Source organism: Mesorhizobium sp. M0663 (assembly GCF_040320585.1).
In the GTDB taxonomy this organism is placed as follows: Bacteria; Pseudomonadota; Alphaproteobacteria; order Rhizobiales; family Rhizobiaceae; genus Mesorhizobium.
In genome coordinates this window covers 93,873-109,355 of record NZ_JAMYPX010000016.1, presented here as the reverse complement: position 1 = coordinate 109,355, position 15,483 = coordinate 93,873, and the positions used below count along the sequence as shown (strand labels likewise).

General features: G+C 61.6%; 14 protein-coding genes and 2 tRNA genes. 6 read left to right on the top strand and 10 right to left on the bottom strand.

Translation table 11 applies throughout. The features are described 5' to 3' along the window. Positions 1 to 7: 7 nt before the first annotated feature. Positions 8 to 199, top strand: a complete 192-nt coding sequence (locus tag NKI54_RS23995) for a GNAT family N-acetyltransferase (protein ID WP_352636886.1) — start codon at positions 8 to 10, stop codon at positions 197 to 199. 201 nt (positions 200 to 400) lie between these two features. Here NKI54_RS23995 and NKI54_RS23990 read toward each other — a convergent pair whose 3' ends face one another. Then, positions 401 to 739: a hypothetical protein gene (locus tag NKI54_RS23990; RefSeq protein ID WP_352636885.1), complete on the bottom strand. Its 339-nt coding sequence runs from the start codon at positions 737 to 739 to the stop codon at positions 401 to 403. 186 nt (positions 740 to 925) lie between these two features. Next, positions 926 to 1,001 (bottom strand) — tRNA-Val (locus tag NKI54_RS23985). Between the two features lie 217 nt (positions 1,002 to 1,218). Here NKI54_RS23985 and NKI54_RS23980 point away from each other — a divergent pair. After that, positions 1,219 to 1,295 (top strand) — tRNA-Asp (locus NKI54_RS23980). A 236-nt stretch (positions 1,296 to 1,531) separates the two neighbouring features. Here the strand turns inward: NKI54_RS23980 and rbsK are convergent. From rbsK to NKI54_RS23965, 3 genes are read right to left on the bottom strand one after another with little or no spacing between them, the layout of a single operon-like run. Beyond that, on the bottom strand, positions 1,532 to 2,473 hold the full coding sequence (gene rbsK / locus NKI54_RS23975; protein ID WP_352636884.1) for a ribokinase: 942 nt from the start codon (positions 2,471 to 2,473) through the stop codon (positions 1,532 to 1,534). 4 nt (positions 2,474 to 2,477) lie between these two features. Further along, the gene (locus tag NKI54_RS23970) at positions 2,478 to 2,930 is read right to left on the bottom strand and encodes an RbsD/FucU family protein (RefSeq protein WP_023674665.1); all 453 of its coding nucleotides are present in this window, start codon (positions 2,928 to 2,930) and stop codon (positions 2,478 to 2,480) included. A gap of 31 nt (positions 2,931 to 2,961) precedes the next feature. After that, positions 2,962 to 4,020: an ABC transporter ATP-binding protein gene (locus NKI54_RS23965; protein WP_352456634.1), complete on the bottom strand. Its 1,059-nt coding sequence runs from the start codon at positions 4,018 to 4,020 to the stop codon at positions 2,962 to 2,964. Between the two features lie 293 nt (positions 4,021 to 4,313). On the opposite strand from NKI54_RS23965, the gene NKI54_RS23960 reads away from it, so the two are divergent. From NKI54_RS23960 to NKI54_RS23950, 3 genes are all read left to right on the top strand, one after another. Next, positions 4,314 to 5,978 carry an ABC transporter substrate-binding protein gene (locus NKI54_RS23960; RefSeq protein WP_352636883.1) on the top strand — a complete coding sequence of 555 codons (1,665 nt, stop codon included), beginning with the start codon at positions 4,314 to 4,316 and terminating at the stop codon, positions 5,976 to 5,978. Between the two features lie 128 nt (positions 5,979 to 6,106). Continuing rightward, on the top strand, positions 6,107 to 7,228 hold the full coding sequence (locus NKI54_RS23955) for a carbohydrate ABC transporter permease (protein WP_352456633.1): 1,122 nt from the start codon (positions 6,107 to 6,109) through the stop codon (positions 7,226 to 7,228). 13 nt (positions 7,229 to 7,241) lie between these two features. Further along, entirely contained in the window at positions 7,242 to 8,159 is a 918-nt protein-coding gene (locus tag NKI54_RS23950; RefSeq protein WP_023674661.1) for a carbohydrate ABC transporter permease, read from the top strand. 50 nt (positions 8,160 to 8,209) lie between these two features. Here NKI54_RS23950 and NKI54_RS23945 read toward each other — a convergent pair whose 3' ends face one another. Both NKI54_RS23945 and NKI54_RS23940 read right to left on the bottom strand, forming a co-directional pair. Next, positions 8,210 to 8,953, bottom strand: coding sequence for a creatininase family protein (locus tag NKI54_RS23945; protein ID WP_352636882.1), 744 nt, complete (start codon positions 8,951 to 8,953; stop codon positions 8,210 to 8,212). A 5-nt stretch (positions 8,954 to 8,958) separates the two neighbouring features. Then, positions 8,959 to 9,525 (bottom strand): SIS domain-containing protein, encoded by a 567-nt coding sequence (locus NKI54_RS23940; RefSeq protein ID WP_352465573.1) that lies wholly within the window; start codon positions 9,523 to 9,525, stop codon positions 8,959 to 8,961. A 183-nt stretch (positions 9,526 to 9,708) separates the two neighbouring features. On the opposite strand from NKI54_RS23940, the gene NKI54_RS23935 reads away from it, so the two are divergent. After that, positions 9,709 to 10,731 (top strand): aldo/keto reductase, encoded by a 1,023-nt coding sequence (locus NKI54_RS23935; protein ID WP_352465572.1) that lies wholly within the window; start codon positions 9,709 to 9,711, stop codon positions 10,729 to 10,731. An 88-nt stretch (positions 10,732 to 10,819) separates the two neighbouring features. On the opposite strand, the gene NKI54_RS23930 is transcribed toward NKI54_RS23935, so the two are convergent. The 3 genes from NKI54_RS23930 to clpX all read right to left on the bottom strand — a co-directional run bounded on the left by NKI54_RS23930 (position 10,820) and on the right by clpX (position 15,258). After that, a complete protein-coding gene (locus tag NKI54_RS23930; protein WP_023674657.1) occupies positions 10,820 to 11,092 on the bottom strand; it encodes an HU family DNA-binding protein in 273 nt (90 codons plus the stop codon). Positions 11,093 to 11,288: 196 nt separating this feature from the next. Continuing rightward, the gene (gene lon, locus NKI54_RS23925) at positions 11,289 to 13,700 is read right to left on the bottom strand and encodes an endopeptidase La (RefSeq protein ID WP_023674656.1); all 2,412 of its coding nucleotides are present in this window, start codon (positions 13,698 to 13,700) and stop codon (positions 11,289 to 11,291) included. A 283-nt stretch (positions 13,701 to 13,983) separates the two neighbouring features. Continuing rightward, entirely contained in the window at positions 13,984 to 15,258 is a 1,275-nt protein-coding gene (clpX, locus tag NKI54_RS23920) for an ATP-dependent Clp protease ATP-binding subunit ClpX (RefSeq protein WP_006332719.1), read from the bottom strand. Between the last annotated feature and the right edge of the window lie 225 nt (positions 15,259 to 15,483).

Below are 15,483 nucleotides of genomic sequence, written 5' to 3'. Positions count from 1 at the left end.
GCGCGCGATGGCCTTCCTCGAGCAGGGGCTTGCCGCGAGCGGCTCTACCGGCATCCACCTCGAAGTCATGCCTGAGAACGATGGTGCGCTAAGGTTCTACAAGGCGATTGGATTTGAGGTGGTGCAGGACGCTGATTCATCGAAGCGTTGTGTTTATGTGGCGAAACGGATTGCTCACGCTCCGGCGATTGCAGGCTGATCTGCGACAAGCCAATCGCCCAAGTTGCAAAGAACCGGGAGGCCTATGGAAGTACAATGCTGCCGTTCTGCAGCAGCCAGTTGCCCCGCGTGAACACCTTTGCCGCGGGAACGAAACCTTCGTCGCGTGCTCCACCGCAGACACGAAAGTCACCAGCATCAACACGGTGCGGGGCTAATTCAAGTGTTGGCGGAGCGTCTACTAGTTCAGTATGGGCGGCAGGGGAACATCCGCGACCGTTCCCCCGGCCACTATCGAGAGCACATAAAGCAGATAAATGGCTAATACCAACAGGGCGAGGAATGAACCGCTGGCAAAGACTCCTGCAACCGCGGCGTCGGGATAAGCTTCGACTTGTTCTTTCTTGAAGGTGTCTTCTTCGTTACGGGTTGTCTTCACAACCCGTTCGCCTGGAAGCCGGTTTTTTTCAGCTTCCTTCGATATCTTATCCGCGAGATCTCCTGCGATCACGGGATCGTCCGGAAGATGACTCGCAAGCCATCCAGGAATATTTTCGCTCCCGCCCATGCCCATACGCAATTGAGATACTGCAAGTTGTAGCTTTCGGCAATCGTTTCCCTCATGAGAGGCAAGCAGATCAGACTTAAGTCCCTGCGGAAAGACAGTTCGAATCAGACCAAAGTCCGAGTAGCACAGTGGTCGGATGCGTCTCACCTGGGCGATCAGCTTGAGCGGTGTAGCCCAAACTGAACACATCGAGGAAAATGGTGGGCGATGACGGGCTCGAACCGCCGACATCTTCGGTGTAAACGAAGCGCTCTACCAACTGAGCTAATCGCCCGCCCCGGGCCGGACCTTTAAGCAGTTAGGACCGGCTTCGCAAGGCCAAATGAGCGGCGAGTGGCTTGGCCGGGAGCCGGTTTCGGCAACAAAGTTCGGCTTGTCAAAAAACCTTCTCCTGTTTGCTGTTATGCTGTCCGGGTCCGCTTGACACCCGGTGGCTTACCCCTTATCCACCGCCCCAACGACGAACACGGCTGACACGTGCTCGTCCATGCGCGGGTGTAGCTCAGTTGGTTAGAGTGCCGGCCTGTCACGCCGGAGGTCGCGGGTTCGAGCCCCGTCACTCGCGCCATTTCTCCTTTGGGGTCACGTCCCCTTGATGTCGGAGAAATGTCGACGTTGATTTGTCAAAAATCATCTTCTTTCGTGACTCGGTCTAGGTCCATTCCTTTCGAATTCTGGCATTGATCCTCATCCATCGACCTGCCCGCCTGTTTGTGGTCGAGCCAGAAGACAATAGCTTCTCGGACAAGAGTCGGGTCTAACCCATTCGCTCCAGCTTACGGTCTCATCCCGCAGTGCCGGGCTTCACCCCTCGGCGAGCAGCGCCTCGACCTCTTGCAGCGTCGGCATGGACGGCGCGGTGCCTGGGCGCGTCACCGAGATGCCGGCGACGGCGCAGGCGATGCGCACCGCTTCCAGAGGTTCGATCCCCCTCGACAGCGCGGCAGCCAGGCCGCCGTTGAAGGCGTCGCCCGCGCCTGTGGTCTCGACCACCGGGCCGGCGGCGACCGCTGCGACATGCTGGGAACGGTCGGCCGTGTGCAGCAGCGCACCGTTTTCGCCAAGCGTCACGATGACTGCCCCAACGCCCTTCTCAAGCAGGCTGTCGGCGGCACGGCGGGCATCGTCGATCGAGGACACCTTGATGCCGGTCAGTTCTTCGGCCTCGGTTTCGTTCGGCGTGATATAGTCGCAAAGCGTGTAGATACGGTCCGGAAGCTTGGCCGCCGGCGCCGGGTTGAGGATGGTGGTCACCCCTGCCCTGCGCGCGATCTCCAGCGCCCCCAGCGCCGCCTCGATCGGCTGTTCGAGCTGGGTGACGAAAACGCCGGCCGCGCGGATCAGGCCGGCATTTGCCTCGATATCGGCGGGCGAGATCAGCATCGCCGCACCAGGGCTGACGATGATCGCGTTGTTGCCGCTCGTCTCCTCGATGAAGATATAGGCGGCACCGGTGTAGCTTTCCGGCGTGTCGATGACGGCGCTCTTCACGCCGGCGTGCGACCAGGTCTGTCTCGCCATATCGGCAAAGGGATCGACGCCGAGGCGGGTAAGGAAGGTGACATCGGCGCCGAGCCGGCCGGCTGCCACCGCCTGGTTCGAGCCCTTGCCGCCGGGGCCGAGCGTGAAGGACGTGCCCAGGATCGTCTCGCCCATGCGCGGCTGGCGGGCGGCGCGGTAGGCCGTATCGGCGACGAAGACGCCCAATATGACAACCGGCTTCATGACGATCGGTTTCGCCGGCATGCCGCTACTCCGCATCCGGTGGCACGACGCCCTTGCGGAACGCAAAACAGCCATAGAAGCGGCGCTCGCCGGTCTGGATGACGCAATAGGCCTTCTTGGCGCGTTCGTAGAAGGCGTAGCGCTCGACCGAGATCATCGGCCAGGCCTTGCCCTCGGCGGCATCGATCTCTTTCTGCACTTCCTGCTGCACGGCGGGAATGTCGTCCGGCTTGCCGACGATCTCCATGCGCGCGGCCGCGTCGTCGACGAAGGTGTCCAGCGGATAGAGCGACAGTACCGCCTTGACCACGTCGGCCGCCGACGCGTCGATGCGCAGCAGCCGGCCAAGCACGGTCTGGCGCGCCACCGAATCGGACGGGAAATTGGTGTCGGCGATAATCAGATCGTCACCGTGGCCCATCGCCCGCAGCGCCTGCAGCACATCGGCATTGAGCAGCGGATTGATTCCTTTGAGCATGGTATTCCTCGCGAAGTTTGCTGGGGCGAAATCAGAGACGCTTGCCGGTCTCTGCGTCGAAGAGATGCACCTGGTCGAGCCGCGGTTTCAGGTGCAGTGTGTCGCCCGGCTTGAAGTCGTGGCGCTCACGGAACAGCGCCACCATCTCGCCCTCGCCGAAGCGCAGGAACACCAAAGTCTCGGAACCGGTCGGCTCGACCACCGAAATCTTCGCCGGAACACCATCGGGATGGATTTCGAGATGCTCGGGCCGCACGCCGTAGACGACATTACGGCCATCCTCGACGGCACTGGTCGCCGCAATCGGGAACGGCGTCCCGGCGATCTCGACGACGGGCTTGTCGCCCTTGCGCACGACGCCCTTGAGCAGGTTCATCGAGGGCGAGCCGATGAAGCCGGCGACAAACAGGTTGGCCGGCCGGTCGAATAATTCCAGCGGCGCGCCGACCTGTTCGATGCGACCGTCGCGCATCACCACGATCTTGTCGGCCATGGTCATGGCCTCGATCTGGTCGTGGGTGACGTAGATGGTGGTGGTCTTCAGCCGCTGGTGCAGTTCCTTGATCTCGGTGCGCATCTGGACACGCAGCTTGGCGTCGAGATTGGAGAGCGGCTCGTCGAAGAGGAACACCTGCGGGTTGCGCACGATGGCGCGGCCCATGGCGACGCGCTGGCGCTGGCCGCCAGAGAGCTGGCGCGGATAGCGCTTGAGGTAGGGATTGAGGTCGAGGATGTCGGCGGCACGCTTGACCCGCTCAGTGACCACCGCCGGGTCGGTTTTGCGCAGCTTGAGAGCAAAGGCCATGTTCTGCTCGACCGTCTTGTGCGGATAGAGCGCGTAGTTCTGGAACACCATGGCGATGTCGCGCTTGGCCGGCGGCAGATGGTTGACGACGCGCTCGCCGATGGCGATGGTGCCGCCGGAGACCGTTTCCAGCCCGGCCACCATCCTCAGCAGCGTGGACTTGCCGCAGCCGGAAGGCCCGACCAGCACCACGAACTGCCCGTCGGCGATGTCGACGCTGACATCGTGCAGAACCTTGACGGTTCCGAACGCCTTGGCCACATTGCGGATCGCGACTTGAGCCATCATTCCCCCTTCAGTTGCCGTGAAGCTAAACAACGCAAACGGCGAGGGCAAGTCAGTCTCTTATAGATAAAAAACCCATTCACGTTGACACCGCACTTCGTTGTGCGAATAGTGACAGTGTCCGGCTTATGACCCTGTTCCGGGCGCACCGGTACGCTTGTCCGGCACTGAATGCCAAGCGTCGCGGGAGGGAGAATTCGGGCCGCTATTTACGGGAGTCGCTGTCGTTGGGGAACATAATCGGCGCTCCACCATCTGAACCAATTCACAATTGACCTTCTGGGAGGAACGAAATGAAAGTCAGCCTTTATAACCAACTTGTCCGCGCCGGGGCCACCCGCCGCGACGTGCTGAAGGGAGCGGCCAGCATGGCCGCCCTCGCGGCGGCCTCAAGCGCCGGACTTGGTGCGCTGACGCGCACGGCTGCGGCCGCCGACGACCTGCGTGCGCAGATCCTGCAGATCCCGGGTGTCGGCAAGGGTCAGCCGACCGATGCCGACTTCCAGCAGGTCGGCGAGCTTTGCCTTGGCGCCACCAAGGCCAATGTCAAGGAAGGCGAATTCGCCGGTGTCGAACTCACCTTCATGGGTCTCAACAACCAGAACCTGCACAATGTGCTGTTTCGCGGCTTCCTGAAGCCGTGGGAGACCTATACCGGCGCCAAGATCAACTGGATCGACCTGGCGCAGGCTGACTACAACGCCCGCCTGCAGCAGTCGATCGCGACCGGCACCGTCGATTTCGACATCATCGAAATGGGGGCACCGTTCGAAGGCGACGTCTGCGGCAAGGGTCTCACCTCCGAGATGCCGGACTGGGTCAAGGACCAGATCGACATGAAGGATGTCGTGGCCTATCTGCAGCCGCCGGTGGGCACATGGGACGGCAAGCAATATCGCGTGACCGTTGACGGCGACGCACATAATTTCAACTACCGCACCGACGTGTTTGCCGATGCCGACCTCGCCAAGGCCTGGAAGGACGGCGGCGGAGAAGGCGAATGGGGCGTGCCGAAGACCTGGCAGCAGGTGCAGGCGGTGACGAAATTCCTCAAGGGCAAGCAGGTGAAGGGCCAGGATGTCTTTGGCTACCTCGATGCGCCCAAGCCCTGGGGCGGTTTCGGCTTCTATTTCCTCGGCAGCCGCGCCAGCGCCTACGCCAAGCATCCCGATGACAAGGCCTGGCTGTTCGATGCCGACACGATGAAGCCGCGCGTCAACAATCCGGCATGGGTGCGGGCGATCCAGGACGTCATCGATGCCCTGCCCTCCGAACCCGCCGACCAGATCAATGCCGACCCGAACACCACCGCCTTCCAGCAATTCCTGGCAGGCACCGGTTCGATGGTCACCTGGTGGGGCGACGTCGGTTCGAACGTCAAGACCAACGATTCCTCGGTCGTCGGCGACATCACCGGCTTTTCGATCCTGCCGGGCTCGGACGACGTCTACAACTCCAAGACCGGGCAGTGGGACAAGCTCGCCAGCGGGCCGAACCATGCGCCAAACTGCGCCTATCTCGGCTGGGGCGTTTATGTCATGGCCCGCGTCGACAACGACGAAAAGAAGAAGAAGGCGGCATGGTCTGCCGCTGCCCATCTCGGCGGCAAGGACCTGTCGCTCTGGTGCGCGGCCTATCCGTCGGGTTTCCAGCCCTATCGCAACTCGCATTTCAACATTCCGGAATGGGTGGCGGCGGGCTACGACGAGGCATTCATCACCTCGTATCTGAAGTCGGAAGCCGACAGCTACAACCATCCGAACGCGGCGATCGAGCCGCGCATCCCCGGCATCTTCCAGTACTACAGCGCCGCCGAGGACATTTTGGCCAACACCTTTGCCGGCAAGATGAAGGCGCAGGAAGGCGCCGACGCCATCGCAGCCGCCTGGGAGAAGCTCACCGACCAGATCGGCCGCGACAAACAGGTCAAGCTCTACAAGGCCTCGCTCGGCATGTAGGCTGAGATAGTGAAACTGGTTCGGCGGCGCACAGCCGCCGGACCTCACCTTGACCGACTTGGCCTCGACCGGCTCGGCCGGTCATCGAGCCTCCTGTGAACGGGCAAGAACGCGTGGCTGACCGGACCCTGGCTGACCAGACTTTGTCGACAAGTGAATGGCCGGCAGGCGCCGTGCCATCCGACCTGATACCGCGGAGCCGCAAACGGCTTGGCTGGGCGCTGATGGCTGCTGCGACGCTCGGCCTTCTGGCGGTGATCGCGCTGCAAATCCTCTACAAGAGCGAGGTCGACACTATCGGCTTCGACACCTGGCGGCCGGTGGTCTACGCCTATGTGCTGTGGGGTGTCGCGCTCGGCATCGGCCAGGTACTGACGCGCGGCGAGGACGGCCAGCGCGCTCTGTTCCTGCTGCCGGCGCTGCTGTTTACCATTGCTATGGTGATCTTCCCGACGCTGTTCGGCTTCTACATCGCGCTGACCGACTGGAACCTCAGTTCCTTCAGCGGACGGCAGTTCAACGGGCTCGACAATTTCTGGCAGATGCTGAACGACGCCTATTATCGCAACGCGCTGTTCAACATGGTGCTCTACGTGCTGGCGGTGTTCGTCGAATATGTCATCGCCTTCGGCCTGGCGCTGCTGCTCAACGCGCAGATCCGGGCGCGAAAATTCTTCCGCGTCGTGTTTCTCATGCCGCTGATGCTGTCGCCGGTCGCGGTGTCGTGGATGATCGGCAAGTCGCTGATGGAATACCGCTTCGGGCCCGCCGCGACGCTGGCGCGCCATCTCGGCTGGGAAAACCCGGCCTTCTTCTCCAACCCGATCACCGCCCGCATCTCGATCATGGTGCTCGACGCGTGGACGTTCATCCCGTTCATGATGATCATGCTGCTCGCCGGCCTGCAGGCGATGTCGCGCGAGGTGCTCGAGGCAGCGCGTGTCGATGGCGCGACTGCCTGGCAGACCTTCTGGCAGGTCACCTTCCCGCTGATGCTGCCGGTGTCGGTGACAGCGGTCATCCTGCGCATCATCTTCAAGCTGAAGCTCGCCGACATCATCATCACCGTCACCTCCGGCGGGCCGGGCGGCGCGACCGATTCGGTGTCCAGTTTCATCTACCGCGAATATCGCGACCGCTCGAACGTCGGCTACGGCACGATGCTGGCGATGGCCTATTTGATCATCATCATCGTGTTCGTGACCTGGCTGCTGAAGTTCGCCAGCCGCTTCGTGCGCAACGTCAATTGATCGGGCCGGCAAGATGAGCGTTCAAACCACCGACTTTGCCGCCTCCGAAATCCGCTCGCCGGCGAGCTTCGTCGCCAACCGCGTCTTCATCTATGGCGCCCTCATCTTTTGGGCTTTCATCTGCCTGTTCCCGATCTATTGGACGATAACCACTTCGTTCAAGACTGCGGTCGACGTCACCCAGGGTCATCTGATCCCGTTCGTCGACTTCCAGCCCGACTGGAAAGGCTGGCGGTCGCTCGGCCTGTCTCCGGACTCGATCTTTCGGACGTCGACGGTTCGCGACGAGTTTATCAAGCGCTTCATGAATTCGGTTATTACTTCGGTCGGCGCCTCGACCCTCGCCATCGTCATCGGCAGCCTCGCCGCCTATGGGCTGACCCGCTATCGTTACAAGTTCGCCTGGTTCAGGAACGAGGATATTTCCTTCTTCTTCCTGTCGCAGCTGATCCTGCCGCCGGTGGTTTTGGCCCTGCCCTTCCTCGTGCTTTACCGGGAGGTCGGCCTGCTCGACACGCGCGTCGGGCTGATCCTGCTCTACACGCTGATGGTGCTGCCGATCGTCATCTGGATCATGCGCGACCAGTTCAACTCCATCCCGGTGGAGTTGGAGGAGGCAGCACTCGTCGACGGCCTGTCGATCTGGGGCGCCTTCTTGCGCATCGTCATGCCAATCGCGCTGCCGGGCATGGTCGCCGCCTTCATCCTGGCGATGGTGCTGTGCTGGAACGAGTATTTCTTCGCCGCGCTTTTGACCTCGACCGACGCAAAGACCATTCCTGTCATGGTGGCCAGCCAGACCGGCTCACAAGGCATCAACTGGTGGTCGATGGCAGCGCTTGCCACCGCCGCCATCACACCGCTCGCCGTCATCGGCATCGCGCTCGAGCGTTACCTGATCATGGGCATGACAGCGGGCGCGGTGAAATAACTGCGCCGGCTCTCCCTTCTCCCCTTGTTGTGGGAGAAGGGAAAAGCGCGCTAACCCGAAAGTGTTGCCCGCAAATGCTCGAGGATCATGGCCACCCCTTTTTGCCCCAATTCCGCCGAGGCTTCGGGCGCACTTGCCGTGTACCAGCCGGTGTTGTCGGCGAAGCGGCCGGCATCCACCGCTTCCGGGCACAGCGCCAGCATCAATGACGTCTCGCCGGTGCCGGCATGGTCGAACGGGTACCGGCTGTGCATTGAAGCCGGCATCAGCGGATGCACTTGCACCCAGTTGAAGAAATTGCTGCCCTCGTCGTGCTCGGCATAATAGTCGGCCATCGCCGGAGAGCCCCACCAGCCTTCGCCACGTTCTTTCTCCAGGAAGCGGAAGATCGCCTGCCGGCCGGCGGCCTTGAAGGCGAGATCGGTCGGCATGCCGGCGGCAAAATTTTCGGTCTGGTGGTGAATGATGGCGTGGATGTTGCGGAAGCCGATGCGCAGCAGGCTGTAGAACAGTTCTTCCGCAAATGGCGCCAGCACATTGCCACCGACCTGCACCGAACCACTGCCTTCCGGTGCTGCAACAGCATAGCTCGCCGCGCCGTAATGGAAGGGTGGCAGAATGACGATCTCGGCTTCTTTTTCGAACAGTTCCAGGCTCTTGACCACCGCCAGCGTGTCCATGCCGACGGCCATGTGCTCGCCGTGATATTCAAGCACACCGAGCGGCAACACGACCGGCCAGTTTTCGGCGATCACCTTGCGTATCTGATGCGGCAGCATCAATTCGTAGCGCATGACACCTACTCCATATTGGTGTGGCGGGCGCGCATCGCTTCCGGCGAGACGCCGGTCAGATCCCTGAGCTTCAGCACCATCACTTCGAAGAGGACGAACAGCGCGCCTTCGAAAACCGAGCCCATCGGCAGGACGGATGTCTTTTCGGGACCCTGGTCGTCGGCCATGGTCTGAGCCGGGATAAGCAGTGCGAAATCGGCCAGCTTCGCGGCAGTGCTGTCGGCTTGCGCGGTGAGCAGCAGGACTGTGGTACCGGCCTCGCGCGCGACCTGCATCAAGGTCAGCACGGTCGACGTCTCACCCGGGCCGGAACTTGCGAGGAAGACATCGGCCTCGCCCAGCGGCGGCGTGGTCATGTCGCCGACGACCGACACCGGCAGACCGAGATGGTAGAGCCGCATGGCAAAACCCTGGACCTGCAGCGCCTCGCGGCCGCAGCCATAGGTGACGATCTTTTTCGCGCCAGCCAGGATGGCGCAAGCGGCGTCGATGCGGCTTGCGTCGATACGCTCCAGCACGGTGCCAAGCTCGTTCAGCGCAATCCCAAACAGGTTTTCGCCGGCGTCCGTCATAACATTTGCACCAGCTTGCAGGTGCCGGAGAACCATTTGAATATCTTAGTCACCTCTGCCCCGAACAGCTTGTTTTCACTCATGCTATCACCGCGAAAATCGGTGTCCAACGACACGCAGTGCTTTTGATGCGCTACAGCCGTGATAGTGTCACGGCAAATCCAAATGAGGAAACGACAGCATATGAAGACACGGCATTTCGACCGCATCGGTAATGGCGGCATCACCTTCACCGAGCTCGGCTTCGGCACTGCGCCGCTCGGCAATCTCTACCGCGCCGTCTCCGACGAGGATGCCAATGCTACGCTGGAGGCGGCATGGCGGGTCGGCTGCCGCTACTACGATACCGCGCCGCTCTATGGGCTGGGCCTAGCCGAAACGCGACTCAATCCGTTCCTGCGTTCGAAGAAGCGCGACGACTACGTGCTGTCCAGCAAAGTCGGGCGCATCATGCGCGCCTGCCCGCCGGAACAGCGCACCGGCATCGGCAAATTCTTCGACACCCCATCGCGCCGCGAGGTCTACGATTACAGCTATGACGGCGTCATGCGCTCCTTCGAAGCCTCGCTGGAACGACTCGGCGTCGACCGCATCGACATCCTCTTCGTGCATGATGTCGACATCTTCACCCATGGCAGCAAGGAAGCCTCGGACCAGCGCATCCAGGAATTCATGAGCTCCGGCTATTACGGATTGCTAGCATTGCGCGACCAGGGCGTGATCAAGGCGTTCGGCGGCGGCATCAACGAGTGGCCGGTTGCCCAGACGCTGGCCGAGCGCGGCGATTTCGATCTGTTCCTGCTTGCCGGGCGTTACACGCTGCTGGAGCAGGAAGCGCTGCAGTCTTTCCTGCCGCTATGCCAGCAACGCGGCATCGGCATCGTTCTCGGCGGGCCGTACAATTCCGGCATCCTGGCAACCGGGCCGAAGCCCGGCGCCTACTACAACTATTCGGAGGCGCCGCAGGACATCATCGACCGCGTCACCCGCATCGAGGCCGTCTGCAAGCGCCACGGCGTGCGCCTGATCGAGGCGGCGCTGCAGTTCCCGCTGCTGCATCCTTCGGTCGTCTCGGTAATCCCCGGCGGCCAGCGGCCGGGCGAAGTCGAAAGCAATCGCTCGCTGCTCGACGCGAAACCGCCATCGGCGCTGTGGGCCGATCTCAAGAAGGAAGGCTTGATGCGCACTGACGCGCCGACGGCATAGCGCCGCCTTTTCCAACGACGCTGCGGGCACAGAAAAGAAAAACCGGATATACCGGCTTTTCTTTTCTCTGAAAGACTTAAGGAGGCGCTTAGTTGACCGCGTCCTTGAGGCCCTTGCCGGCCGAGAACTTCGGCACGGTGCGCGCCGGGATCTTCACTTCCGCACCGGTCTGCGGATTGCGGCCGGTCGACGCGGCGCGTTGTGACACGGTGAAATTTCCGAAGCCGACAAGCCGGACATCGCCGCCCTTTTTCAGTTCGCCGGTGATGACGGAAAACACCGCATCAACCGCCGACTGCGCGTCACCCTTCGAAATACTCGCGGCATCGGCGACAGCGGACACCAGTTCGTTCTTGTTCATAAAAATTCCCTTCCATGAGAAAACCGGAACACTCGACTCATCCGGCAGGAAACGGACTTTAGAAAGAAGCGCTCCGGCAACCAAGTCGAAAAGCGCCGGGAAAGTCGAAAAAAGCCCGGAAATCCGGGGTTCTTCACATGAAAAAGCCGGGCTCAAGGCCCGGCTCTCTCTTTGTGCATTGCAACTTTAGCAAGAGCTAATGCGCCAGCGATTTACCAGCTTCGTCCCCGACATCGACCACGGCCGGCGCATTGACGGGTTCAACCCACTGGATCGGTTCCGGCATGCGCACCAGCGCATGGCGCAACACTTCGCCAACGCGTGAGACCGGAATGATCTCCATGCCGCTCTTCACGTTCTCCGGAATCTCCGCCAGATCCTTGGCGTTCTCTTCCGGGATCAGCACCTTCTTGATGCCGCCGCGAAGTGCGGCAAGCAGCTTCTCCTTGAGGCCGCCGATCGGCAGCACCCTGCCGCGCAGCGTGATCTCGCCGGTCATCGCCACATCGGCCTTGACCGGGATTCCGGTCAGCACCGAGACGATCGCCGTCGCCATCGCCACGCCAGCCGACGGTCCGTCCTTGGGCGTTGCGCCTTCCGGCACGTGGACGTGGATATCGCGCTTGTCGAACAGCGGCGGCTCGACGCCGAAATCGATGGCCCGCGAGCGGACGTAGGACGCCGCCGCCGAAATCGATTCCTTCATAACGTCGCGCAGATTGCCGGTCACGGTCATGCGGCCCTTGCCGGGCATCATGACACCTTCCACCGTCAACAGCTCGCCGCCGACTTCCGTCCAGGCGAGCCCGGTGACCACGCCGACCTGATCGTCGCTCTCGACCTGGCCGAAGCGGAAGCGCGGAACACCAAGATAATCGGCAAGATTGTCCGCCGTGATGTTGATCGTCTTCTTCTTCGTCTTCAGGATCTCGGTCACCGCCTTGCGCCCGAGCTTCATCAGCTCGCGCTCCAGGCTCCTGACGCCCGCTTCACGGGTGTAGGTCTGGATGATGCCGCGGATCGCGTCCTCGCCGACGGAGAATTCCTTCGGCTGCAACGCGTGGTCGCGGATCACCTTGGGCATCAGGTGACGCTTGGCGATCTCGATCTTCTCGTCCTCGGTGTAGCCGGCGATACGGATGATCTCCATGCGGTCCATCAAGGGCGCAGGGATGTTCAGCGTGTTCGCCGTCGTTACGAACATCACGCTCGACAGGTCGTATTCGACCTCGAGGTAATGGTCCATGAACGTCGAATTCTGCTCGGGATCGAGCACCTCGAGCAAAGCCGATGACGGATCACCGCGGAAATCCTGGCCCATCTTGTCGATCTCGTCGAGCAGGAAGAGCGGGTTGGATTTCTTCGCCTTCTTCATCGACTGGATGACCTTGCCGGGCATCGAGCCGATATAGGTGCGGCGGTGACCGCGGATCTCGGCCTCGTCGCGCACGCCGCCCAGCGCCATGCGGATGAACTCACGGCCGGTCGCCTTGGCGATCGACTTGCCGAGCGAGGTCTTGCCGACGCCGGGAGGTCCGACGAGGCACAGGATCGGCCCCTTCAGCTTCTTCTGACGGCTCTGCACGGCGAGGTATTCGACGATGCGGTCCTTGACCTTGTCGAGGCCGAAATGGTCGGTATCGAGCACGTTTTGGGCAAAGGCCAGATCCTGCTTGACCTTGGAGTTCCTGCCCCACGGGATCGACAGCAGCCAGTCGAGATAGTTGCGCACGACGGTCGATTCAGCCGACATCGGCGACATCGTCCGCAGCTTCTTCAGTTCGGCTTCCGCTTTTTCGCGGGCCTCCTTGGAGAGCTTGGTCTTCTTGATGCGCGCCTCGATCTCGGCGGCCTCGTCGCGGCCGTCCTCGCCCTCGCCGAGCTCCTTCTGGATCGCCTTCATCTGCTCGTTGAGGTAGTATTCGCGCTGCGTCTTCTCCATCTGGCGCTTGACGCGCGAGCGGATGCGCTTCTCCACCTGCAGCACCGAGATTTCGGCTTCCATGAAGCCCATCGCCTTCTCCAGCCGTTCCTTGACGGAAAGCGTGGCGAGCATCTCCTGCTTCTCGGGGATCTTGATGGCAAGATGCGAAGCGACCGTGTCGGCGAGCTTGGAATAGTCGTCGATCTGGCTGGCGGCACCCACCACTTCGGGCGAGATCTTCTTGTTCAGCTTGACGTAGTTCTCGAAGTCGGTGACCACGGAACGGGCCAGGGCCTCGACCTCGACCTCTTCCTCCTCCGGTTCGACCAGCGCCGCAGCACGGGCTTCATGGAAATCGGGACGGTCGGTGAACGCGACGATTTTCGCGCGCGAGGCACCTTCGACCAGCACCTTCACGGTGCCGTCCGGCAGTTTCAGCAATTGCAGCACATTGGCGAGCGTGCCGATGTCAAAGATGGCATCGGGCTCCGGATCGTCGTCGGCGGCATTCATCTGGGTCGCAAGCAGGATCTGCTTTTCCTGACCCATCACTTCTTCCAGCGCCTTGATCGACTTTTCACGCCCGACGAAGAGCGGAACGATCATGTGCGGGAACACCACGATGTCGCGCAGTGGGAGGACTGCGAAGACGCCGTCGCTGGGAGCCTTGGATAATTTGGCCATTGTCCAACCTTTCATGTCGCGGCTGCCAATCGGCCAACCGCGAATCTCATATTAACGACCGGGGATCGTTCCGCCTACCACCGTTTGTGACGGGAGTTTTACAGCACAGAATTCGGCACCACGGCCTTCTGCCATTAGTTGGAGGCACGGGGGGTAAAGATCAAGGGTCAACACGGTCCGTCCCTCCAATCCGCAGCCATTACGCGGCGCCGTACGCGGTCTGCGACAGCAAAACGGCGCCCTGCGGCGCCGTTTCGGAAAAAAAATCCATTGCCGGCTCACGTCAGGCGCTGACGTTGCCCTTCTTTTCCTTCTGCTCGGAATAGATGTAGAGCGGCCGGGCGTTGCCTGACACCACCTCTTCCGAAATAACCACTTCGCGCACGCCTTCCAGCGCCGGCAGCTCGAACATGGTGTCGAGCAGGATCGCTTCCATGATCGAACGAAGGCCGCGCGCGCCGGTCTTGCGTTCGATGGCGCGCTTGGCGATCGCCGAGAGCGCGTTCTCGTGGAAGGTCAGGTCGACATTCTCCATCTCGAACAGCCGCTGATACTGCTTGACCAGCGCGTTCTTCGGCTCGGTCAGGATCTGGATCAGCGCCGGCTCGTCGAGGTCCTCCAGCGTCGCCAGGACAGGCAGACGGCCGACGAACTCTGGAATGAGGCCGAACTTCAAGAGATCCTCAGGCTCGACCAGGCGGAAAACATCGCCGGTGCGGCGATCCTCGGGCGAAGCGACGATGGCGCCGAAACCGATCGAGGTCTTCCTGCCGCGATCCGAGATGATCTTGTCCAGGCCGGCGAAAGCGCCACCGCAGATGAACAGGATGTTGGCGGTGTCGACCTGCAGGAATTCCTGCTGCGGATGCTTCCTGCCGCCTTGCGGCGGCACGGAGGCGACGGTGCCTTCCATGATCTTCAAAAGTGCCTGCTGCACGCCCTCGCCCGACACGTCGCGGGTGATCGAGGGATTGTCCGACTTGCGCGAGATCTTGTCGATCTCGTCGATATAGACGATGCCGCGCTGGGCGCGCTCGACATTGTAGTCGGCCGACTGCAACAGCTTCAGAATGATGTTTTCGACGTCCTCGCCGACATAGCCGGCCTCGGTCAACGTCGTCGCGTCGGCCATGGTGAAGGGGACGTCGATGATGCGGGCCAGCGTCTGCGCCAGCAACGTCTTGCCGCAGCCGGTCGGGCCGATCAGGAGGATGTTCGACTTCGCCAGCTCGACGTCGTTGTTCTTGCCGGCATGGGCGAGGCGCTTGTAGTGATTGTGGACGGCCACCGACAGCACGCGCTTGGCGTAGGGCTGGCCGATGACGTAGTCGTCGAGAACCTTGAGGATTTCCTGCGGGGTCGGCACGCCCTCGCGCGACTTCACCATCGAGGTCTTGTTCTCCTCGCGGATGATGTCCATGCACAGTTCGACGCATTCGTCGCAGATGAACACCGTCGGCCCGGCGATCAGCTTGCGCACTTCGTGCTGGCTTTTGCCGCAAAACGAGCAATAAAGCGTGTTCTTGGAATCACCGCTGTTGTTGCCGACCTTGCTCATTTTCCTGTCCTTTCATGGCCGCCCGCCGATGGTCTGGTTGAAAGGGCGCATATTCAATCTATCGCGGGAATCCGCTGCCGCCAGTGCCCCGGCTCCCGCAACGCATTCCGTACGAAACACAAATCGGAAAACGGGGCAATGATTCGAACAACCCCACGCAAAGCTAAGCCGTCGAAAATCAACATAGCCTTAACGTAGGCAATTGCACCCGTCGAGGGAACAGCC

Excerpts from the sequence above, each read along its gene's own strand:
- NKI54_RS23995 (WP_352636886.1), top strand. The coding sequence starts at position 8 with ATGGCCTTCCTCGAGCAGGGGCTTGCCGCGAGCGGCTCTACCGGCATC.
- rbsK (WP_352636884.1), bottom strand. The coding sequence starts at position 2,473 with ATGCCGGCGAAACCGATCGTCATGAAGCCGGTTGTCATATTGGGCGTC.
- NKI54_RS23970 (WP_023674665.1), bottom strand. The coding sequence starts at position 2,930 with ATGCTCAAAGGAATCAATCCGCTGCTCAATGCCGATGTGCTGCAGGCG.
- NKI54_RS23965 (WP_352456634.1), bottom strand. The coding sequence starts at position 4,020 with ATGGCTCAAGTCGCGATCCGCAATGTGGCCAAGGCGTTCGGAACCGTC.
- NKI54_RS23960 (WP_352636883.1), top strand. The coding sequence starts at position 4,314 with ATGAAAGTCAGCCTTTATAACCAACTTGTCCGCGCCGGGGCCACCCGC.
- NKI54_RS23950 (WP_023674661.1), top strand. The coding sequence starts at position 7,242 with ATGAGCGTTCAAACCACCGACTTTGCCGCCTCCGAAATCCGCTCGCCG.
- NKI54_RS23945 (WP_352636882.1), bottom strand. The coding sequence starts at position 8,953 with ATGCGCTACGAATTGATGCTGCCGCATCAGATACGCAAGGTGATCGCC.
- NKI54_RS23940 (WP_352465573.1), bottom strand. The coding sequence starts at position 9,525 with ATGACGGACGCCGGCGAAAACCTGTTTGGGATTGCGCTGAACGAGCTT.
- NKI54_RS23935 (WP_352465572.1), top strand. The coding sequence starts at position 9,709 with ATGAAGACACGGCATTTCGACCGCATCGGTAATGGCGGCATCACCTTC.
- NKI54_RS23930 (WP_023674657.1), bottom strand. The coding sequence starts at position 11,092 with ATGAACAAGAACGAACTGGTGTCCGCTGTCGCCGATGCCGCGAGTATT.
- lon (WP_023674656.1), bottom strand. The coding sequence starts at position 13,700 with ATGGCCAAATTATCCAAGGCTCCCAGCGACGGCGTCTTCGCAGTCCTC.
- clpX (WP_006332719.1), bottom strand. The coding sequence starts at position 15,258 with ATGAGCAAGGTCGGCAACAACAGCGGTGATTCCAAGAACACGCTTTAT.